Origin of the sequence: Flavobacterium sp. (assembly GCF_017744675.1) — a bacterium.
GTDB lineage: Bacteria > Bacteroidota > Bacteroidia > Flavobacteriales > Flavobacteriaceae > Flavobacterium.
Genome location: NZ_JAGIAV010000002.1, coordinates 121,304 through 144,966, shown reverse-complemented (window position 1 = coordinate 144,966; position 23,663 = coordinate 121,304). Strand labels below are relative to the sequence as shown.

13 protein-coding genes and 1 other RNA gene are annotated in these 23,663 nt (G+C 34.3%); 9 read left to right on the top strand and 5 right to left on the bottom strand.

Translation table 11 applies throughout. The annotated features are described in order from the left end of the window. Positions 1 to 170 precede the first annotated feature (170 nt). Positions 171 to 1,409 carry an imidazolonepropionase gene (gene hutI / locus J7574_RS06085; protein WP_290965698.1) on the bottom strand — a complete coding sequence of 413 codons (1,239 nt, stop codon included), beginning with the start codon at positions 1,407 to 1,409 and terminating at the stop codon, positions 171 to 173. Positions 1,410 to 1,529: 120 nt separating this feature from the next. Beyond that, complete coding sequence (locus J7574_RS06080; protein WP_290965695.1) at positions 1,530 to 2,582, bottom strand: glutaminyl-peptide cyclotransferase; 1,053 nt, start codon at positions 2,580 to 2,582, stop codon at positions 1,530 to 1,532. Positions 2,583 to 2,670: 88 nt separating this feature from the next. Here J7574_RS06080 and ffs point away from each other — a divergent pair. From ffs to J7574_RS06060, 4 genes are all read left to right on the top strand, one after another. Next, positions 2,671 to 2,768: signal recognition particle sRNA small type (gene ffs, locus J7574_RS06075), an RNA gene on the top strand. Positions 2,769 to 2,919: 151 nt separating this feature from the next. After that, positions 2,920 to 3,723, top strand: coding sequence for an SDR family oxidoreductase (locus tag J7574_RS06070; RefSeq protein ID WP_290965692.1), 804 nt, complete (start codon positions 2,920 to 2,922; stop codon positions 3,721 to 3,723). Between the two features lie 510 nt (positions 3,724 to 4,233). Beyond that, a complete protein-coding gene (gene fsa / locus J7574_RS06065; protein WP_290965690.1) occupies positions 4,234 to 4,890 on the top strand; it encodes a fructose-6-phosphate aldolase in 657 nt (218 codons plus the stop codon). Between the two features lie 89 nt (positions 4,891 to 4,979). Further along, positions 4,980 to 5,477: a hypothetical protein gene (locus J7574_RS06060; RefSeq protein ID WP_290965687.1), complete on the top strand. Its 498-nt coding sequence runs from the start codon at positions 4,980 to 4,982 to the stop codon at positions 5,475 to 5,477. A gap of 126 nt (positions 5,478 to 5,603) precedes the next feature. On the opposite strand, the gene J7574_RS06055 is transcribed toward J7574_RS06060, so the two are convergent. The 3 genes from J7574_RS06055 to J7574_RS06045 form a co-directional block, all read right to left on the bottom strand. Beyond that, on the bottom strand, positions 5,604 to 7,073 hold the full coding sequence (locus J7574_RS06055; protein ID WP_290965684.1) for an MFS transporter: 1,470 nt from the start codon (positions 7,071 to 7,073) through the stop codon (positions 5,604 to 5,606). A gap of 175 nt (positions 7,074 to 7,248) precedes the next feature. Further along, on the bottom strand, positions 7,249 to 7,950 hold the full coding sequence (locus J7574_RS06050) for a LytTR family DNA-binding domain-containing protein (protein ID WP_160783677.1): 702 nt from the start codon (positions 7,948 to 7,950) through the stop codon (positions 7,249 to 7,251). Continuing rightward, positions 7,940 to 8,992, bottom strand: a complete 1,053-nt coding sequence (locus tag J7574_RS06045) for a sensor histidine kinase (protein ID WP_290965676.1) — start codon at positions 8,990 to 8,992, stop codon at positions 7,940 to 7,942. Before J7574_RS06045 ends, J7574_RS06050 begins: the two co-directional genes overlap by 11 nt. Before the next feature lie 276 nt (positions 8,993 to 9,268). Between J7574_RS06045 and J7574_RS06040 the strand changes: the two genes are divergently transcribed. From J7574_RS06040 to chiA, 5 genes are all read left to right on the top strand, one after another. Beyond that, complete coding sequence (locus J7574_RS06040; RefSeq protein ID WP_290965673.1) at positions 9,269 to 12,316, top strand: SusC/RagA family TonB-linked outer membrane protein; 3,048 nt, start codon at positions 9,269 to 9,271, stop codon at positions 12,314 to 12,316. Positions 12,317 to 12,470: 154 nt separating this feature from the next. Continuing rightward, the gene (locus J7574_RS06035; RefSeq protein ID WP_290965670.1) at positions 12,471 to 14,048 is read left to right on the top strand and encodes a RagB/SusD family nutrient uptake outer membrane protein; all 1,578 of its coding nucleotides are present in this window, start codon (positions 12,471 to 12,473) and stop codon (positions 14,046 to 14,048) included. Positions 14,049 to 14,153: 105 nt separating this feature from the next. After that, complete coding sequence (gene nagB, locus J7574_RS06030; RefSeq protein ID WP_290965667.1) at positions 14,154 to 16,091, top strand: glucosamine-6-phosphate deaminase; 1,938 nt, start codon at positions 14,154 to 14,156, stop codon at positions 16,089 to 16,091. A 152-nt stretch (positions 16,092 to 16,243) separates the two neighbouring features. After that, positions 16,244 to 18,310: a family 20 glycosylhydrolase gene (locus J7574_RS06025; RefSeq protein ID WP_290965664.1), complete on the top strand. Its 2,067-nt coding sequence runs from the start codon at positions 16,244 to 16,246 to the stop codon at positions 18,308 to 18,310. Positions 18,311 to 18,779: 469 nt separating this feature from the next. Continuing rightward, positions 18,780 to 23,504, top strand: a complete 4,725-nt coding sequence (gene chiA, locus J7574_RS06020) for a T9SS-translocated chitinase ChiA (RefSeq protein WP_290965661.1) — start codon at positions 18,780 to 18,782, stop codon at positions 23,502 to 23,504. Positions 23,505 to 23,663 lie beyond the last annotated feature (159 nt).

Here is a 23,663-nt window from a genome sequence, read left to right as displayed (position 1 = left end):
TTTCTTAATTTAATCTTTGTGCATCTGCTATAATCTGTTTAAATCTGCGTGAAAAAAAAATCTGCGCAAAATGTTTCACGCAGATTTGAACAGATTTAAACAGATTTAAACAGATCAAATTAGATTTTACTTATTGAAGCGATTTGTTTTGTTCTATTTCTGAAAGCGTTTTATTTTAAAATTTTGCCTTCAATAAAAACAGATTCGATAAGATTGCTTCCAAAAGCATATGGAATCTGATAATAAGAAGAAATGGGTTTTGTCAAGATCAGATTGGCTTTTTTGCCTTTTGTGATGCTTCCGTGAGTTTCTGAAAGTCCCATTGCGTACGCGCCGTTTATTGTAGCGGCATTAATGGCTTCTTCTGGAGTCATTTTCATTTTGATGCAAGCTGTTGCTACGACAAAATTCATATTTCCTGATGGAGTAGAACCAGGATTAAAATCTGTAGCCAATGCTAAAGGTAAACCTGCTTTTATCATTTCGCGCGCTGGCGTATACGGAATGCTTAAAAAATAAGAGCAAGACGGTAAAGCAACAGGCATCGTTTCGGAGTCTTTTAAGGCTTGAATATCTTCTGGATTCATAACTTCAAGATGATCGACAGAAAGTGCTTTAAATTTAACTCCAGCCTGAATTCCGCCAATAGAATTAAATTGATTCACGTGAATTTTTGGCTTTAAGCCATATTCAATTCCTGCTTGCATGATTTTTTCGGTTTCTTCTACAGAAAAATAACCGCTTTCGCAGAAAATATCGACATATTCTGCCAATTTGTTTTTAGCAATTTCAGGAATCATTTTAGTAATGATTTCATAAATATAACCAGCTTTATTTTCTTTGTAATGAATAGGAAATGCATGCGCACCCAAGAAAGTAGCTTTGATTGAAATTGGGTAATTTTCAGCTAATTTTTGAATAACTCGAAGCATTTTTAGTTCGCCTTCAATTGTTAATCCGTAACCTGATTTAATTTCAACAGCACCGGTTCCTAAATGCATTACTTCTTCGAGACGAGTTTTAGATTGCTCGTAAATCTCTTCTTCTGAAGTTTCGTTTAGTTTTTTAGCCGAATTCAGAATTCCGCCACCACGATTAGCGATTTCTTCATAAGAAAGTCCGTTAATTCGGTCTACAAATTCCTGCTCGCGATTTCCTGCGTAAACAATATGAGTATGGCTGTCACACCAAGACGGAAGAACGACTTTTCCTGTTGCATCAATTATTTCATCTGCATTTACTTTTGGCAGATGCTCCATTGAGCCGAAATCTTCAATTAAATTGTCTTTTAATAGTAAAAAAGCATTTTTAATGGTTGGTAGTTTGGCCATTTCGGAACCTGAAACTTTAGAAACCGAAGTTTCGCGAACTTGTAGCAGTTCTTGTATATTTGTTATTAAAGTGATCATCAATACGAATTGTTATAAAACACAAATTTGCTTCGCCTATTCCCTACGGTCGAGTCACAAATTTTCCCTTATGAATAGGTGAAAACTTGTGAAATTCGTAAAATTGTTTTTGTTGAAGAATTATTCTGAAACTGTAATTTCAAACATTTTACTCCAGTTTTTACCCGTTACAAAAATGGTTTTAGTTTTAGGATTGTAGGCGATACCGTTTAAAACATCATCTTTTGTAATGTCTGTCATAGATTTTCTTAAATCAGATAAATTTATAATTCCTTCAACAGCTCCTGAATTTGGATTTACAACAGCAATCGCATCTTTGAACCATACATTTGCATATATTTTTCCATTAATCCATTCAATTTCATTAACAGCTTTAATTTTTGAAGCTCCAGAATAAACATTAATGTAATCAATCATTTTTTGAGTTGCAGGATCAACTTTCCAAATTTTTTCAGTTCCATCTGTTTGGTAAATATACTTTCCGTCATTTGTCATTCCCCATCCTTCAATGTCTTTTTCGAAGTCAAAGGTCTTTTCAAGTTTTAAAGTTTTGGCGTTGTAGATAAAACCTTTTTTGTTTTTGTATGTTAATTGGAACAGTTTGTCATTTATAAATGTAATTCCTTCTCCAAAATATTGTTGGTCAAGATCAATCTGATGATAAACCTTTCCAGTTTTATAATCATATTTTTTTATGAAAGACGCTCCTTCTTGCCCAGTGCTTTCATATAAAGTGTCTTTATAAAACTCTAAACCTTCAGTAAACGCTTTTTTGTCATGAGGAAAAGTGTTTACAATTTTATAATTTAATAGTTTAGGTTCGATATCAGAAACAATTTCAATTCTTTTAGTAGCATCAGAAGAATCTCCGCCAAAATAAACTTTAGCTTTTAGGTATTGATAACCTAATTTTTGATCTAATAATTCAAATCTAAAATTAGCAGTGCCTTTTGTGCCTCCAACTCTTTTGTCGTTCACGAAGTAGGCAACGCTGTCGATTTCTTTCGATTTTGGATTTAAAATTCCAATATTTAGCACTTCTTTTTGGGTAAGATGAGCCGGAAAAGCAGAATCATCGATAGTAAATAAAGAATTTTCACCTTTATTTTTTTCCCCACATCCGATTAATGTGATTCCTAATAAAATGACAGTTAGGAAGTTATATTTTTTCATAGTTTAAAATTTGAATAAGCCAATATACGACGATATTTTTATAGCAACAAAGGTCTTGCAAAAATATAAAAAGGTTGTATATTTGCACCGGCAAGTCCTACACGACCAGCTCCTGCAGACTCCCCCAGGATGGGAACATAGCAAGGGTACGTGGTTGAGCGGTGCGATGTAGGTCGCTTGCCATTTTTTTTTGAATTTAATTCGTTTTTGTAATCTTCCTTTTAGGAGGATTTTTTTATTTTTGGACTTTTCAGAGTTAGAAGCAATAGGTTAGAAGTTAAACTTGTAACGTCAAATTCTGCTCAATAGACTATAACATTTAACATCTAACCTAGAAATGAGCAAAGTCGTTTTAATTACCGGAGGATCATCAGGAATTGGAAAATCTATTGGTGAATTTTTACACCATAAAGGTTTTGTGGTATACGGAACAAGCAGAAATCCTGAGAAAGTTTTAAATTCAGTATTTCCTTTGGTTGCTTTAGATGTTCGAAATTCAGATTCTATTAAGAATGCTGTAAACCGAATTATAGAAACTTCTGGAAGATTGGATATTGTAATTAATAACGCTGGTGTTGGAATTACGGGGCCTTTAGAAGAAATTCCGACAGAAGAGATTAGAAATAATTTTGAAACCAACTTTTTCGGACCAATTGAGGTTATGAAAGCGGCGCTGCCACAAATGCGTAAACAGAATTCGGGACTTATTATTAATGTTACTTCGATTGCTGGTTATATGGGACTTCCGTATAGAAGCGTTTATTCGGCTTCAAAAGGAGCTTTAGAATTAATTACAGAAGCTTTGAGAATGGAAGTAAAAGCTTTTGGTGTAGAAATTACAAATGTTGCGCCAGGAGATTTTGCGACTAATATTGCAGCAGGACGTTATCATGCGCCAGTGATTAAAGATTCTGCTTACGAAAAGGTTTATGGAGATGTTCTAGCAACAATGAATGATCATGTTGATGCAGGAAGTAACCCAAATGAAATGGCAGAAGCGGTTTATAAAATTATTCAAACTAAAAAGCCAAATGTACATTACAAAGTGGGAGCTTTTATGCAGAAGTTTTCGATTGTTTTGAAACGTGCGCTTCCAGATAAGGTATATGAGAAGATGCTTATGAATCATTACAAATTATAAAATTATAGATAATGAATACTGATTATGTAATAACATTTATTCCTATTTTATTTCTTATAGCCGTTTGGTTTATAATTCGTAAGATATTAAAATCTGTAAGCAATAAAATCAATAATGCTGAAGCTTATAAAGAAGATACTTTGAAGGTTTTGGAGGAATTAGAGATGAGTTGAAGGAATTAAATAGAAACAATATTGCTAGATAATTTTGATCTGCTAGAGTTACGTTTAATTTTTAGTAAACATTTTTTAAAGATGTAATAAATTACGGTTTGTAATTATTTTGTGAATTTTAGTATAATTTGCAAATTGATTTCGTTTTTGAAATTGTTATTGCTCGTGATTTCGTAATTTTGCAGCTGCGTTTGCGTGAGGGATAGGAGCAAACTACCGAAGTAGTGCGGATAGCCCGACCAGATTTGGGAAAGGCGCTCGTAAGCGGTTTGGTAAGTGCGCCTTTTATAAATCTGGTCACGCCCAAAGTAATCAACACAATTTAAATATATAAATTATGAAATTTTTTATTGACACAGCTAATTTATCTCAAATTAAAGAGGCACAGGCTTTAGGTGTTTTGGATGGTGTGACAACTAATCCGTCATTAATGGCAAAAGAAGGAATCACTGGAAAAAACAATATCCTTAAGCATTATGTTGACATTTGCAATCTTGTTGATGGTGATGTAAGTGCAGAAGTTAACGCTCTGGATTTTGAAGGAATGGTAAAAGAAGGCGAGGAGCTAGCTGAATTGCATGAGCAGATTGTTGTAAAACTTCCTATGACTAAAGAAGGTGTTATGGCAGCAAAATATTTTTCTGATAAAGGAATTAAAACTAACGTAACTCTTGTTTTCTCTGTCGGACAAGCTATCTTGGCTGCTAAAGCGGGAGCTACTTATGTTTCTCCTTTCGTTGGACGTTTAGATGATATTTCTACTGATGGATTAAACTTAATCCAAGAAATTAGAGAAGTTTACGATAACTACGGTTACGAAACTCAAATTTTAGCGGCTTCTGTACGCCATACAATGCACATTGTAAACTGTGCTAAAATTGGTGCAGATGTTATGACAGGACCACTTTCTGCAATTTACGGTTTATTGAAACACCCATTGACAGATATCGGTTTGGCTCAATTCGTAGCTGACTTCGAAAAAGGAAACAAATAATCTTAGATACTTACAAAATAAAATCGCCTTTTTTCTAACGAGAAAAGGCGATTTTTTTTACTTTTATATTGAATCTTAAACAGTTAAATATGAAAGTTATCCTACTTATGTTGTCTTTTTTTGTAGCGAGTTTTTCTGTAAACGCACAAGCTGCTAAAGTTATTACTTCAGTAAATGATGCGGGTGATGTTGCTACTTACGAATTGGATTGTTCTGTTAAATTTCAAACTCTAGCCAAAGGTCTCAGGTATAATATTACGAGACACGAATTTAAAGGTCCAGAATTAAAAAATACTTATCGTCTTTTATTGGTAATGGACGGATTTTATTCGAAAACTTTAAACAGCGAAATGACGATTTCGGCAGTTTTAAGTGATGGAACGAAAATAGAAGCTAGAAAAACTATTGAAGATGACGGTTTTTTTGATGGGGCTTGCACTTTGAAAATAAAAGATCCTCAAGCGCTTTTAAATGCCGATATTGATGAGATAATTGTTCATGCGGACAAAGATGTTGTTTATCCGTTAACGGCGCAAAATAAGGCTATTTTTAAGAAGAACTTAAGTAATATTATTAATGCGAAGTAAATCTTTCTAAGATTCTAAGATTCTGAGATGCTAAGGATCTAAGTTTTTTCTGTTTGGAAATAAAAAAATCCAATTTCCTATTATAGTAATTGGAATTTGGATTTTTTTATATTGATATTTTAAATATTAGTGTCCGCCACCAGCACTTTCTACGTGACTGATTCCTTGTCTTTTTAAGATTTTAGGGCAGTAGAAGCCATAGAATCCTAAATATGCAAAACCTAAAAGAGGTACAATGTAAGAGAAGTGAGTGTACGTGATACCGAAAATTCCGTTTGGATTTGTTGCATCAAAATCACAGATACTCCCTTGTACTAATGGAATAACTCCACCACCAAGAATCATCATGATTAAGAAAGAAGATGCTTTTCCTGTATTTTTTCCTAATCCTGCAATCGCTAAATCGAAGATTGAAGGCCACATGATAGATAAGAACAATCCGCCAGAGATAAAGAAAAATTTAGCAATTTCTGGGTCTGGCCAAGCTAATCCTAATGCCATCATAGTTAATCCTGAAATTCCGAAAAGCATTAATGTTTTTCCAGCGTTTTTACCACCAACAAAACTTACCGCAATAAATAATAAAATCCAGAATGGGTAGATATAGAATGAAGATACATCGTGAGCAGCAAAGATATTTGCTCCAATAATTACTCCAAATGCAGCAGCTGGAACGATAAATTTAAGTGCCGTATTTACTAGGTTTGAAGTGTTGAACACGTTTGCTCCACCATTCCAACGGCCGATCATTAAACTACCCCAGTAAAGTGCAATAAATGGTGCAACAGCGTCTTCTAGAATGTTTCCGAATTCGTGTGTATGCAATAAAGCAGGTAAATTACTGATGATCGTTACCTCGGTTCCAACGTAAATAAAAATTCCTAACATACCCAAATATAATTGCGGATAGTCAAGAATGTTAAATTTACTGTGTTTGTCTTTTATAATTGCTTCTTCCTCTTTTACAGGATCTTCAATTTTTGAGAAGTTCATAAAAACTGCAACAGCGATAAATGCAAGACCTAAAATGATAAATGGCAATTTAATATCTTCTAATGAAAGAGCTGTTTTTTTGTTGTCTCCCATTCCGAACAAAGCAATACCTAATAAAATAGCTCCGATAGTTGTTCCGAAAGAGTTGATACCTCCTGCTAGGGTTAAACGGTGTGCTCCAGTTTCTGGGCTTCCCATTTTAATAGCTAGCGGATTGGCAACAATTTGTTGGATAGAAAATCCTAATCCTACTGTAAATAAAGCTGTTAAAAAGAAAGGGAAACTTTGAGTTGTAGCTGCTGGAACAAATAAAAATGATCCTACAGCAGACAAAACTAATCCTGCCGATAAAGTTCTTTTGTATCCGTATTTTTGCAAAACGTCTACTTTTAAAGAAACAATAAAGAATATAATGGATCCAACAAAATAAGCAGCGTAGAAAGCCCAAGCTACTAATTGAGATTGTACTTGCGATAGCGTAAATACTTTTTTGAATACTGGAATCAGGATGTCATTAGCAGAACCAACAAAACCCCAAAAGAAGAAGACGATTATCAAAGAGATAAATTGCCCCCATTTGGTTTGAACATTTTCTGAACTCATAATAATAAGGTTAATTTTTTATTTTATTGTTTTTTGAAGACCGTAAATATATTTGTTAGGATTATCAAAAAAAAATAAAAAGGTATAAATAATGTTAAATTTAAACCAACGACTGTGTTTTTTCAACAAAGTGTTAATTTTAACCCACTTAGAAAATGTATTTCGTAATTATATTTTATTCCAATATCTTGTTTTTTACCTCTTTACTGTAGTTTCTGCCTATAGGAATGTTGTAAGACTGTATTTGAACTCGGTTTCCTTCTATAGATTTTACCTTATTTAGGGCAATTACATAAGATTTATGTATTCTTAGGAAGCGATCTGCAGGCAATTCTTCTGAAAGTGAAGTAAGTGATTTATGGGTAATGTACGTTTTGTCTGGTGTTACAACTTTTATGTATTCTTTCATTCCTTCGACGAATAGAATTTCTTCAATATTAATTTTCATCATTTTTTTATCGACTTTGATAAAAATATGAGAATCACCTTTTGCGGTTTCAACTTTTATATTGTTTTTAAGATTGTATTCGGTCGTAATTTTGTTAATGCATTTGATAAACCTCGGTAGCGGAATTGGTTTTACCAAATAATCCAGAACATCCAAATCGTAACTTTCGGCAGCAAATTCCCTAAATGCAGTGGTAATAATTACTTTGGTTTTGTTTTCGATGAGACTAATCAGCTCAAAACCCGTCATCATCGGCATGTTAATATCGAGGAAGACAGCGTCTACGGCAGTGCTGTTAATGAAATCTAGCGCTTCCAGAGAGTTAGTGAATGTTGCTATAACTTCAAAGTCTGTAAAATTGGTAAAATAATTTTCCAGGACTTTAATAGCTAAAGGCTCATCATCAATTAACACGCATTTAATCTTCATTCTGAGTAGGTATTTGTAATCTAATTATATAGAAATTTAATTTGGTTTGGTGCTTAAGGCTAAAATTATTTTTGTAAATCAGTTTCAGTCTTTTTTTTGTGTTAACCAAGCCAATTCCTCTTTTTGGATTATGATTTTGTGAAAGTACAAAATTATTTAAGATTTCAAAATCGAGCGTTTTGTTTTCAAGAACTCTGCAATTGATTTTTATTTTCAAGTTTTTGTTGTTTAAACCGCCATGCTTGAACGCATTTTCGACCAAAGAAATAAAGATTAATGGTGGCACCACAACGTCTTCTATATTGGACTCTAGATTTACGGTTACTTCAACATTTTCAAAACGAAGCTTTTCGATTTCGATATAATTCTGAATATAATCGATTTCTTTAATTAGCGGCACAAACTTAGTTCCTTTGACATCATATAAAACATATTCCATCAAATTGGAAAGTTTGATAATTACGTCTGGAACTTTTTTAGAAGATTCCAAAGATAAAGCATAGAGATTGTTTAAGGTATTAAAGAAAAAATGCGGCTGAATTTGATTTTCGAGATATTTCAATTTTATCTTAAACTGGTTTTCTCTTAAAGATCTGTTTCTTTCACGTTCTCTTAGCCAAGTTAAAGTGAGATAAACAGAAGAAGCCATTGCAAGAACATACAGTTCCCCGATACATACCGCAACAATGTGATTGAGTTCGAAAGGATGATATTCGCGATTGGCTTCTGGCCAGATATTTTCGGATATGATATAATAGGTAAGAGCAGTCTTTGCTAAATAAATTCCAAATAAACTTAGAAGGAGAAAAAATGTATAAGTAATATATTTTTGTTTTAATACATACTTTGGAACTAAAACGAATAGATTTAGATATACTAAAGGTATAACCAATGAGAATTCAATTAAGTTAGATTTGAAAGCGTAAGGGTAATCATTAAAGTAAGCGCCCCATCTTAAAAAGTTTAAAGTAAAATATACTCCCCAAAACCAAATATGATTTTGCAGTTTAATATCAAATTTAACTTTTCGTATTTCTTTCAACTGGTTTTGAGCTATTAGAGAGTTTTAGTTTTTCTTAACAATATGTAAATATTGTGCAACTTTAAACAATTAACTGCAAAGAGGCAATTTTTTTGAATAAAATTTCGCAAAAAAAGGATATTGGTACTTTATTTTTTAAATAGAACGTTTTCGTAAAGCGTATTATTGAATGATTTATGTCGTTGGTTTAAATTTTGTTGTCGTTGGTTTAATTTATTTTTTTTAACAATGTCTTAAGAATAATTTTACTTCATAACTAACAAAATAAAAATAAACATGAAAAAAATTTTCTTAATCTTTATGATTGTTTTTACGGCGCAAGTTTCACTTGCACAAGTAAAAAATGTCAAAGGTGTGATTACAGATTCTGAAGGTATGCCATTACCAGGAGCTTCTGTTTTAGTACAAGGAGGTCAAAAGGGAACAACTACCGATTTTGACGGACTGTATTCGATTGAAGTTCAAAAAGGACAGACATTAGTTTTTAGTTATGTAGGTCTTGGAACACAGAACATAGTTGTAGGAGATGCTTCTACAATAAATGTGAAAATGGTACAAGCAGCATCAAATGCTCTAAATGAGGTAGTAGTAACTTCATTGGGACTTAAAAAATCAAAAAAGACTTTGACTTACGCAGCCCAAGAAGTTAAAGGGGAAGAAGTTACAAGAGTAAAAGATGCTAACTTAATGAACAGTTTATCTGGTAAGGTTGCTGGTCTTATTGTAGGAAAAAGCTCGGCTGGAGCTGGTGGTGCAGCAAAAGTGACAATACGTGGTAACTCATCTGCGACAAATAACCAGCCATTATATGTTATTGACGGGATTCCAATGTTAAACTCTAACTCATCTCAAGCAAATCAGGTTTTTGGTGATACAGCAGGAGGAAATAGAGATGGAGGAGATGCAATCTCAATGATGAACCCTGATGATATTGAATCGATGACAGTTCTTAAAGGAGCTTCTGCAGCTGCTTTATATGGTTCTCAAGGCGCAAATGGTGTTATTGTGATCACAACTAAAAAAGGAAAAGAAGGAAACGTAACGGCAAGTTATAACGCAAGTGTGTTTGTTGATAATGTAGTTTCATTACCAGAATTTCAAACTAGCTATGGAGCAGCGCCATCATCTGACAAGACTTGGGGTGATCCTAAAAAATCTCCTGACCATGTAAAAGATTTTTACAATACAGGTCTTACTATGATCAACTCTGTATCTGTGAATGGTGGATCTGATAAAATGTCAACTAGTCTTACTTATGCAAACACTAAAGTTGACGGGGTAATTCCAACAAATGAGTTCAAGAAAAACAATATTGCACTTCGTCAAAGCGTTAAATTATTTGACGATAAAGTGACGATTGATGGTGCGATATCTTATGCGGAGCAAAAAATTATAAATAAACCAACAAACGGATTGTATTTCAACCCATTGACAGGAGTTTATTTGTTCCCAAGAGGAAATGATTTTAACGATTACTATAAAAACTTTGAAGTATTAGATCCTGCAAGAAACTTAATGACTCAAAGATGGCCATCTCAAACATCTGATATTATTCAAAACCCAGGTTGGATTTTAAACAGAAATCAATCTATTGATAAAAACCAATCTTTAATTACTTCTGCAGCTATTACATATAAAGCAACTGACTGGTTGAGTATTAAAGCAAGAGGAGGTTATAATAAATTTGATAACATTTTTGATAAGAGAATGTATGCTGGTACAAATGAAACATTGGCACCATCTACAGGTAGATATATTTATTCAGATAGTGAAAGTAATCAATTATATGGTGATTTAATTGCTACTATCAATACAAAATTCAGCGATGATTTCTCTTTCAGTGCTAACCTTGGTACAAGTATCACAAAATCTACAATTAATGACGCTTACATCAGTGATTCTGGTCAAAAAAATGGATTAATCAATGCGAACTGGTTTAATACAGGAAACTTCGTGTCTGCTGAAAGAAATGCACACACGATTGGAGGTAAAAAAGAAGTACAGTCACTTTTTGCAAGTGCCACTATTGGTTACAAAGATATGCTTTACCTTGATTTGACAGGAAGAAATGACTGGTCATCAACTTTAGTAAATACAAATAATTTAAGCTTCTTTTATCCATCTGTAGGTTTATCAGCTATATTGAGTCAAATGGTAACATTTCCAGAATCAATTAGTTACGCAAAAGTTAGAGCTTCATTTGCTCAAGTAGGTAATGATATATCTCCTTTTTTAACTTCTCCAGTAAATACTTTAGTAGGAGGTCAAGTTACAGCACCAATAGTTGGTCCGCAACCTGGAACTTCTTTGAAGCCAGAAATGCAAAATTCATATGAATTTGGTACAGAATGGAGATTCTTAAATAACAGAATTGGATTTGATTTTACATACTACAGAAATGAAACAAAAAATCAATTAATTACTTCTCCGGCGCCAATTCCAAATACTACAGGGTATACTAATTATGCATTCAATGCTGGTAGTATAGAAAATAAAGGTTTTGAGATTACAGTAACAGGTAAAGCAATTCAAACAGATAACTTCTCTTGGGATCTTGGATTGAATTATGCTTCAAATAAAAACACGGTTCTTAGCTTAGGTACAGGTGCAAATGGCGAAGTTAATACAGTTATTTTGACTAACGGAGATCCAAATAGTTACAGATATGTTATGAAAGTTGGACAACCATTCGGGACAATTCAAGGGAAAGATATCTTGAGAAATGCACAAGGTCAAATGTTGCTTGCTGGTGTTGGAGATCAGGCTTTAGTTCAAAAAACGGATTGGGTAGACATGGGAAGTTCAAACCCTGATTTTATGTTAGGTTTTTCAAACTCATTCAAATACAAAAAAGTATTCTTAAATATTCTTATTGACGGTAGATTTGGGGGTAATGTAATGAGTATGACTGAGGCAATGCTTGATTCTTATGGCGTTTCTAAGGCTTCAGGTGCTGCAAGAGATGCTGGTGGAGTTAAAGTAAATGCTATAGATGAAAACGGAACTCCAGTGACAACAATGTCTGCACAAAATTACTATAGCTCAGTTGGAGATAGAGCTGGTGCTACTGGAGAATATATGTACAAAGCAACAAATGTTAAATTAGGCGAGCTTTCTTTAGGATATACTTTTGATTTCAGTAAAACTACAATCTTCAAAGCAGTGAATGTTTCTCTTGTTGGTAAAAACTTATTTTTCTTCTACAAAGATGCTCCATTTGATCCAAACGTAACATTAAGTTCAGGAGAAGGATTGCAAGGTGTTGATATTTTCGGATTGCCTTCAACAAGAAGTATAGGTGTTAATTTGAATTTAACTTTCTAAAATAATTAATAAAGGACAAAACCTTCTGGTTGTTGTAAGACTCTTGTTTATTGATTGAATGTAGAAATAATGTAAAATAATAAACAAGTAACTCTTTAATGGGTTGGCTTATAAATCAATAAAAATGATTTTAATTAACGATAAAAATTCACAGATGAAAAATAAATTATTAATATTAGGTTCAGTTTTAGCTCTTTCATTAAGTAGTTGTACGGGAGACTTTGAAGACATAAATACCAATGAGACTGGCTTTAGCAACGAACAATTAGAACAAGATTTTAATCAGGTTAAAGCGCCTCTTAAGACAATGCAGAGAGGAATGTATATCTTGGTTGCTGATGATTGGCAGGGAGATATTCAGTTTAACTTAAATGCAGATATCTTTTCAGGATACATGGGAACGCCTCACGATTTTGCGGGTAACAGTAATAACTCTACTTATGCTCTTGTTGATGGCTGGAATGGTGCTGAATGGGTTCAGAAGTACCAAAAAGAGATGGTAAATGCCTATAATCTTGAAAAATTAACAAAAAATAAATATCCTCAATTTTATGCATGGTCTTTAATCTTAAAAGTTTATGCAATGCATAAAACAACAGATTATTACGGACCAATCGTTTATTCAGGTTTTGGAAATCCTGATGGAACAACTCCATATGATTCTCAAAAAGCAGTTTATGATCAATTTTTTACAGAGTTAAAAACTGCGATTGATATTTTAACTCCAAAAGCTGCAGATGCTTCTGCAACTTTCTTTGCGACAGGTGATGCAACAGATGGAACTACTGCAGCCGGAAATATTCAGAAATGGGTAAAATTTGCTAACTCTTTAAGATTACGTTTAGCATTGCGTATTTCTAATGTTGATCCTGTAAAAGCAAAAGCTGAAGGAGAGGCTGCATTGGCTGGTTTAGGAGTAATTACTTCTAATGCTGATAACATGGCGTATATTGCTGAACATCCTGTTAAAACATATACCGGTCCTTGGGCAGATATCAATGCAGGTGGAGCAATTACATCTATAATGAATGGCTATAATGATCCAAGAAGAGATGTATTCTTTCATAAAGCGACTGGAAATGTTTATCAAGGTATTAGAATGGGAACTTTGGTTGATGCTAATTATAGAACAGCAAAAGCAGATTTGTTCTCTAAAGTTGGACCAATCGTAGAAAATAACTTGATTCCTTGGTTTAATGCATCTGAATCTTATTTCTTAAAAGCTGAAGCAGCATTAAAAGGTTGGAATGTTGGTGCATCTGCACAGTCACTTTATGAAGCAGGAATTGCAACTTCTTTCGCTCAATTAGGTGCAGGAAGTGCGGCAACTTACATTGCTGATGATGTTTCAATGCCAGCAAACTTTACAGATCCATTAAATGCAACAAATAATATTGCAGCACAAAATTTGGTAACAGTAAAATGGTCAGAATCGGATTCTAATGAAGTTAAACTACAAAAAATTATTACTCAAAAATGGATCGCTGGTTTCCCTGATGGTCAAGAAGCTTGGGCTGAGACAAGAAGAACGGGTTATCCAAAATTATTCTTGCCAGTAAATAACTTCTCTGGAGGAAAAATTCCTAATGGAACGTTTGTAAGAAGATTGAATTTCTACGTAAATGAAAAAACTTCTAATCCAACAGGTTATGCTCAAGGGGTTCAGCTTTTAGGAGGTCCAGATACAGGAGCAACAAGACTTTGGTGGGATACTGGAGTAAACAAATTCTAAAAAAAAAAGAATATTAAGTTTGGTTAGTGGTACGGTATAGATGGCGAAAGCTATCTATACCATATCTTAAAAACCAAAATGGTACTTACTACAAAAAAGAAAAAAATGAAAAGTGCTTTAGAAATAAAACCTGATATCAGTTACAAAAGCGCGGGAAAATTTGAAGAAACTCGATTTGAAAAAATACACATCGAAATTTTCAAAGGTTCGATTGAAGCTTCTGTAATTGTAGCACAGGAAATTGCGCAGCTAATTAGGTCTAGGCAGGAGAAAAACAAATCTTGTGTTTTAGGTCTGGCAACAGGTTCTTCTCCTATTAAAGTTTACGAAGAACTAGTAAGAATGCACAGAGAAGAAGGACTTAGTTTTAGCAATGTAATCACTTTTAATTTGGATGAGTATTATCCGATGACAAAGGAGAACAATCAGAGCTATCATTATTTCATGCATGAGCATCTTTTTAATCATATTGATATCAAACCCGAAAATATTAATATTCCTGATGGTACAGTAGCTATTGAGGAAATCAATCAATATTGCATCGATTATGAAATGAATATTAAAAATGCAGGTGGTCTTGATTTTCAATTGCTTGGAATTGGTAGAACAGGGCACGTTGGATTTAACGAACCAGGCTCACATATCAATTCAGGAACTAGAATTATTACTTTAGATCATATCACAAGAGTCGATGCATCATCAGCTTTTAATGGTATTGATAATGTGCCGAAACGTGCCATTACAATGGGAGTTTCAACCATTCTGAGATCAAAACGTATTGTTTTGATGGCTTGGGGGCAAAATAAAGCTGATATTATCAAGAGAACAGTTCAAGGTGATATCAGTTCCGAAGTTCCAGCAACATTTTTACAAAACCATCCAAACGCAACTTTCGTTTTAGATCAGTCTGCGGCATCAGAATTAACTCGTTTCAAAACGCCTTGGTTGGTTGGAGAATGTCTTTGGACTCCTGAATTAAAAAGTAAAGCTATTGTTTGGCTTTGTCAAAAAACAAAACAATCAATTCTAAAATTGACAGACCGTGATTATAACAATAACGGAATGTCCGATCTTTTGGCTCAAGAAGGTTCTGCTTACGATATGAACATTAATATGTTTAATATCTTACAGCATACCATTACCGGATGGCCAGGAGGAAAACCTAACACAGACGATTCATTTCGTCCAGAAAGGGCAAATCCGGCAAAAAAGAGAGTTATACTTTTTAGTCCGCACCCAGATGACGATGTGATTTCTATGGGAGGAACATTTTCGAAGCTAATCAAACAAGGCCACGATGTTCATGTAGTGTACCAGACTTCAGGAAATATTGCGGTTTCAGACGATGAAGCTTTAAAATTTGCAGAAGTAGCCAGTGATTTTATTGGAGATCAAAAAGCAGATATCAATTTCAAATCGGTTATCGAGTTTTTAAATAACAAATCTGAAAATCAGATTGATTCTTTAGAAGTAAGAAAATTAAAAGGACTAATTAGAAGAAGAGAATCTTACGGAGCAACGAGATATATTGGACTGAAAGATGAAAACACACACTTTTTAGATCTTCCTTTTTATGAAACAGGACAGGTGAAGAAAAATCCGTTAGGTCCAGAAGATATCGCTATTGTAAAAGATATTATCGCAAAAATAAAACCGCATCAGGTTTTTGCAGCTGGAGATCTGGCAGATCCGCACGGAACACATGAGGTTTGTTTAAATGCCATTTTTGCCGCTTTAAAAGAACTTAAACCAGAACCATACATGAATGACTGCTGGTTGTGGTTATATAGAGGAGCATGGCACGAATGGGATATTCATGAAATTGACATGGCGGTTCCGTTGAGCCCGTCTGAAGTTTTATTAAAACGTCATGCTATTTTACATCACCAATCTCAAAAAGATAGAGTAATGTTTCAAGGCAATGATTCTCGTGAATTCTGGGTTAGGGCAGAAGATCGAAATAAGAATACGGCGGTTTTATATGATGAATTAGGTTTGGCTGAATACGAAGCTATTGAAGCTTTTAAACGTTTTGATTATTAGGTTTTTAATGATTTGTTTTTAAACAAATCAAATGGCAAAATTCAGATGATTACTTGTAAAAGTGAGGTACTGCAGAAGTCATTCTGGATTTTGTCTTTTTATATAAATTTCGGATGCTTATTAAAGCTATCCAACCAAAAAAAAAGAAAAAAATGAAATATCTATTTGTGCTATTATTTGCGGGTATAACTGCAGGTGCTCAAGTCCAGAAGGAGCAGCTGAATCTTATGCCTTGGCCTCAGAATGTTGTTATTAATGAAGGTAATTTTAACTTAACTAAAAATTTTAAAGTAAACATTACAGGAAATCCAAATGCTAGAATATTTGGAGGAGTAACGCGTTTTTTGCGCCGTTTAGATGGTAGAACAGGTATTTTCTTTGAACAAAGTTTTATAGCCAAATTAAATGAAGTTCCAAATGCAGAATTGCAAATCAATTGCACAAAAAGTGGAAAAATTGGTTTATACGAAGATGAAAGCTATCATTTAGATATCACTTCGAATAAAATTACAATTAATGCAACAAGTGATTTGGGAGCTTTGCATGGTTTGGAGACTTTATTGCAGATGCTTCAAAACAACTCAAAAACTTTTTATTTTCCAGTTTCAAAAATTTCAGATTTCCCAAGATTTACTTGGAGAGGTTTGATGATGGATGTTTCTAGACATTTTCAGCCAATTGATGTTGTTAAAAGAAATATTGACGCATTGGCTGCAATGAAAATGAATGTTTTTCACTGGCACTTGGTTGATGATCAAGGCTGGAGAATCGAAATGAAAAAACATCCAAAGTTTACTCAACTGGCTTCGGATGGAATGTATTACACACAAGAGGAAATTAAAAATATCGTAAAATATGCTGATGAGCGCGGTATTTTAATCGTTCCAGAAATAGATGTTCCAGGTCACGGATCTGCAATTTTAACGGCTTATCCAGAAATTGGCAGTAAAGTAATCACGCTGACTGGCGGAACATCCGAAAAAAATATTCAAGGTACAGCAATCGCTACCTATGGAATTGAAAGAAATGCTGGTATTTTTTCGCCAACATTAGATCCTTCAAATCCTAAAACATACCAATTATTAAGTGAAGTTTTTGATGAGGTTTGTCCATTATTCCCAGGTGCTTATTTCCATATTGGAGGAGATGAAAACGAAGGAAAGGATTGGGATGCAAATCCGAAAATTCAAGAATTCATGAAAAAGCATAATTTAAAAAACAACCACGAATTGCAAACGTATTTCACCATGCAATTGGCGCCGATGTTAAAGAAACACGGAAAACAATTAATGGGTTGGGAAGAAATTTTGACAAAAGATTTGTCTAAAGAAGCTATCGTGCATTCTTGGAGAGGTCCAAATGAAGGAATGCCTGCGGGACAATCTCTTGTAGACGCCGTTAAAAAAGGATACAAAACCGTTCTTTCAAATGGTTATTATATTGATTTGATGTATCCAATTGCAAGTCATTACTTAAACGATCCGATGCCAAAAGGAGCTAATTTAACTAGCGATGAAAAAGCAAGAATTTTGGGTGGAGAGGCTACAATGTGGACAGAATTAGCTACACCAACAACTATCGATTCTAGAATTTGGCCAAGAACAGCTGCAATTGCAGAGAGACTTTGGTCTGCAGAAGATGTGGTAGATGTAGAAAATATGCGCAAACGTTTAGAAACGATTTCTTTTAGGCTAGAAGAATTAGGCATTACACACATTCGTAACAAAGATGTGATTTTGAGAAATATTGCCAACAATCAAAGTATTCAATCCCTTGAAGCATTTTCTAATGTAAGTGAACCTTTAAAAGGATATACTCGTAACAAAGGAGGAACAGAATACCAAATGTATTCTCCATTTACCTTGTTTGCCGATGCTTGCGGACCAGATGCGAAAGATTCTTTAGCTTTTAGTGAAGCTGTAAGCCAATATTTGGCAAATAAATCGGCAGATAATAAAGCAAAAGTAGCTGCTTTTTTTAGTAAATGGATTGCAGTGCACAAAGACCTGACTACGCTTAGTGCAAATGCGCCATTAGTGCAGCCAATTTTGCCTTTGTCTCAAAAATTAAGCGATGCTTCACAAGAATTATTGTTGGTTTTAGATAATAAATCGACTTTAAAACCAGCAGACTTAAAAAGTCTAATAGAGCAATGCAATACAAAAGATCATGCTGACGTAGAACTGTCAGTTTATGAAAGTTTAAAGAAACTAATATGAAATTTTGGTTGAGTTAGTGTGTTAATTAGAGTTACCATTAATCAGGCTTTTAATTATCTCTGCCGAGTTTCTCGGTAGAGATGGTTATGGCCAAGATTTCAAAAATGATAGCACTTAACTTAATTAAATAAAAAAATATAAGCCGTGAAAATAATTATTAACCTTTAAAAACCAAATAAAAAGAATACAACAAAACATGACAAAAAACGAGAGTATAGATTGATGATTAGTCCCAAATTTATCATTTGTATTTACGATTAATTTTTAAAAATTATAAATAAATATCAGTCAATGCTATTTGCTAAAGATTATGAATGAATCAGAAATAGTAATATTTATCTATAGAATGTAATTTGAGTTTATTTCCAGTTGACAGCAGCCTTCCAACCTGCAGTTAAGCGAAACCTGACTGTTAAGAAAACAGTTATGGCCCAAGTACTTATTTTCTATTAACCAATATTTATTAACTATGAAACATTATTACAGATTACTCTTTTTGTTGTTGTTTCCCTTACTCGCGTTAGCCCAGCCGGCTCACGGAAAAAAAGTAGTGGGGTATTATGCGCAATGGTCTATCTATGCGAGGGATTTTAATGTTCCGAAGATTGATGGAAGTAAATTGACGCATTTAAATTATTCTTTTTATGGGACAACTTATGATCCTGCCCATCCAGAGAATACAAAATTAAAATGTTTGGATACCTATGCCGATTTTGAGCATATGGAAGGCGGAATTCCGTGGGATGCTCCAGTTAAAGGAAACTTTTACGACTTAATGAAATTGAAAGAAAAGTATCCGCATTTAAAAATCTTAATCTCTGTTGGAGGCTGGACAAAAGGTCAAGACCTTTCTCCAATTGCTGCAAGCCCTGTGGCAAGAGCCGCTTTGGCAACAGATATGGCAAACTTCATTACAACGTATCCGTTTATTGATGGTTTCGATATTGATTGGGAATATCCTCTTTCTGGCGGAACTGACGGAACAGAAATTGTAAATGGCGCGCCTGTTCCTCCGCAAAAATACAGTCCTGATGACAACAAAAATTTGGTTTACTTATTAAAAGCTATGCGTCAGGCAATGCCAAATAAACTAATTACTATTGCTGCAGGAAACAATGTTAGAAATGTCTCTAAACAGTATTTAGGTCCAAATAATAGATCACAATACGGAATGACAGAAGATATTTCTACTTATTGTGATTATATTACCTATTTCGGATATGATTTTGGAGGAAACTGGTACGATAAAACCTGTTACAATGCTCCTTTGTATGCTAGTGGAAATCCAAACGATCCGTTGTATGGCGCAACGCAATCAGAATCACTAGACGAATTAACCAATCAATATTTAAATGTAGTTGGTTTCCCGGCAAATAAATTAATTATGGGATTGCCTTTCTACGGAAAAAAATTCGATAACGTTGCTGCAAATTCAACAAACGGATTATTTGTTTCAGCACCAAGATATGTAGTTCCAGGATGTACTAATCCGCAAAACCCAACAGGAACTTGGGATGGTTCTGGAGCTTGCGAAAAATCTGGAAGTATCGAAATTTGTGATTTAGTCGGAAATCCAGTTACAAATTCACATGCTTATTTGGATCCGAGTACTATGATGGTAACGCCATCTGCAGCTTCAGCAGGATGGGTTCGTTACTTTGATAATACGACGAAAGTTCCTTATTTATATAATGCTACTAGAAAAGAGTTTATCTCTTATGAGGATAAACAGTCAATGGATTTAAAAGTGCAATACATTAAATCAAAAAACTTAGCAGGAGGAATGATTTGGGAATTATCTCAGGATACGAGAGGTGCAATTCCAAATTCATTGCTTGCTCAAGTTGATACTTCTTTTGGAAGCGTAGTTCCAGGAACAGTAAGCATTGCTGGTTCTGTAAAAAACGGATCGGCTTTGGTTACAGATGTTACAGTAGAATTACGTAATGCATCTAATGTAGTTATTCAGACAGTAGTTTCTCAAACAGGAAACTTTACCTTCAATAATTTAACTTCTGGACAAAATTATTCGCTAACAGCTTTAAAAGCGAGTTATACATTTACTCCAGTTACGTTAACAAATGTTACAACAAATCAAACAGGAGTTGTAATAAATGGAACTCAGCCAACTTATACTGTAAGCGGAACAGTTCTAGACGGAACAACACCAGTTTCTGGCGTAACCGTTTCGGCAGTTTCTGGAAGCACAACTTTAACAGCAGTTTCAAACGCAAGCGGTGCTTACAGCGTTGCAGGTTTAACAGCGGGATTAAACTTTACAGTTACAGCTGCAAAATCTGGATTTTCTTATACACCAGCTTCAACAGTTTACAATGCAATTGATGCAAACAAAACGTTGAATTTCACTCAAGGTGCAGCAGTGGTAACTTATACCGTAAGCGGAACAGTTCTTAACGGAACAGCTCCAGTTTCTGGCGTAACAGTAACGGCATCTTCTACAGCAGGAAATGTTACTGCAACCACTAATTCAAGCGGAGCTTACTCACTTACTTTAGCTTCTGGCGGCAATTATACCGTAACTGCAGCCTTAACAGGACAAACATTTACTCCAGCTTCTACAGTTTATTCTAATTTAAATGCTAATAAAACGTTGAACTTTACGCAAGATGTTGTTGTAAGTACAAGTAAAATTAGCGGAACTGTGAAAAACGGATCTACGCCAGTTGCAGGAGCAAAAGTAGAATTAGTTTTACCTTGGACAGATAACACACACAACTGGAAAAGTGTTATTGCAACAACAGATGCACAAGGAAAATACAGTTTTGATAATTCAGTTATAGACGGTTACACACAAGCTTTGAGTTTGAAATTAAACTCTTGGCAAAATGGCGAGGTAGCGTATTACCCAAATAATTTAGCCAACTTTGCAATTCCTACAACTCCAACGGTTTATAATTTCAATACAAGTTCAACAGCTAAAGTAGCATTGGCGGCAGCCACAAACTTAATTAGCGGAACGGTTAAAAATGGTTCAGCTCCAGTGGCAAATGCTAAAGTAGAAATTGTTTTACCTTGGACAGACAATACTCACAACTGGAAAAGTGTTTTAGCAACAACAGATGCATCAGGAAATTATACTTTTGACAATTCAGTTGTAGCAGGTTATACACAAATTTTAAGCTTGAAATTGAACTCATGGCAAAATGGAGAAGTAGCTTATTATCCAAATAATCTAGCAAACTTTGCGGTTCCAACAACGCCAACAGTTTACAATTTCAACACCAACCAAACTACACCGCCTCAGATTACTATTACCAGTCCGTCAACTGCAGCTGTTGCTATTGCTCCAGGAACTGCAATTCAGCTTAAAGCAACGGCAAGTGTAGATGCTAGTTTGACCATTACATCGGTTGTATTTAATATCAACTCACAAAATATTACGGCAACACTTTCTGGATCAGAATATGTGGCAAGTTGGACGCCAGTTGCAGCAGATTTCAATAAAAACTATACGTTGAAAGCAACTGTAACAGCATCTAGTGGAGCAACTGCAGTAAGTACAAAAGATTTTTCTCTGCAATGCTCAGGAACAACCTGTCCGAATTCATTGCCTGTAATTACTTGGAATTCACCATCAAATACTACCGTATACCAAAATTCTTTCCAAGTGGTGCCAATTTCGGTTACAGCTGTTGATAGCGACGGATCGGTTTCTGGTGTTACCATTACAATCAATGGAGGTACATTTAATATGACAGCGGGTACAAATAATACTTATACCTATAATTTTACCCCAACTGCTTATCAAGATTACCCAATTGTAATCAAAGCAACTGATAATAAATCTGGTGTTACAACATTAAACAATACTATTAAAATTGCTAAAGTAGGAACTAATAGATTTATTCCGCTTCCGTCTAAAATTATTTTAGGATATGCACATTCTTGGGAAAATGCCGGTGCTCCGTTTTTATATTTCTCTCAAATGGTCGGAAGTAAATTTAATGTAGTGGATTATTCTTTCGTAGAAACCGTTAATCGTGATGGTTATACGCCAATATTGACTACAAATGATGCTAGATATTTGACAAATGGTGTTTTCGACAAGCAATTGTTGAAAAACGATATAAAATCTTTAAGAGATAGCGGAGTTCCTGTTATTGTTTCTATCGGAGGTCAAAATGGCCATGTTGTTTTAGATAACGTAACTCAAAAAAATATTTTTGTTAATGGTCTAAAAGCAATTATTGACGAGTATCAATTTGATGGGGTTGATATTGATTTTGAAGGCGGATCGATGAATTTTAGCGCAGGAAATTTAAGAGATATTTCTTATGCGGGAATTTCTGCTTATCCAAGATTAAAAAATGTAGTAGATGCTTTTAAAGAATTGAAAGCTTACTATGGCCCTGGGTTTTTATTAACTGCAGCTCCAGAAACACAATATGTACAAGGAGGATATACTACTTATACAGACACTTTTGGTTCATTCCTGCCAATTATTCAAAACTTACGTAACGAGTTAGACTTATTAGCGGTACAGTTGTACAATACCGGCGGAGAAAACGGATTAGATGGACAATATTATGGTACGGCTAAAAAATCAAACATGGTAACAGCCTTGACTGATATGGTGATCAAAGGATATAACATTGCTTCAACAGGAATGCATTTTGATGGTTTACCAGCTTCAAAAGTACTTATTGCTTTGCCAGCTTGTCCAAGTGCGGCAGGAAGCGGTTATCTAACTCCTACAGAAGGAATTAATGCTATGGATTATTTAAGAAACGGAACCAATTTTACAGGAAGAACATACACGATGCAGCCAGGAGGTCCATATCCTTCTTTAAGAGGTTTAATGACTTGGTCTGTAAACTGGGATGCCTCTTCTTGCGGAAATTCATCTGAATTATCAAAAGCTTATGCAGCCTATTTCGCATCACAAGCAACAGCAAAAGTATTAGCAGTTGATACTGTTTCAGCTACAAATAATGCAACGTTAGCCTATTTTAAAAATGATGCTTTGACTGTAGCAAATGATGAAGAAAATATCGCTCAGGTTGATGTATTTAACACAATTGGACAAACTATTATGACGCATAGAAATCTTCAAAATAACAAAGAAATCGTGCTTCATAACCATAGTTTTACAAGCAAACAAGTCTTTATTGTGATTGTGACAGACAAATCTGGAAGCAGAAAGTCATTTAAAGTAATGAACTTTTTAAATTAAAAAAGAATTGAAAATCTAGAAATAAAAAACGGGACGATTAAAATTGAGTTTGGTTATTTATGTTTTAATCTATTTATTTCTAACAAATGTGGCTTTAGGTAATTTGTTATTTGGTTTTTGCCTAAAGATGCACATTATGAACCTGGTAGTTTTTACTGC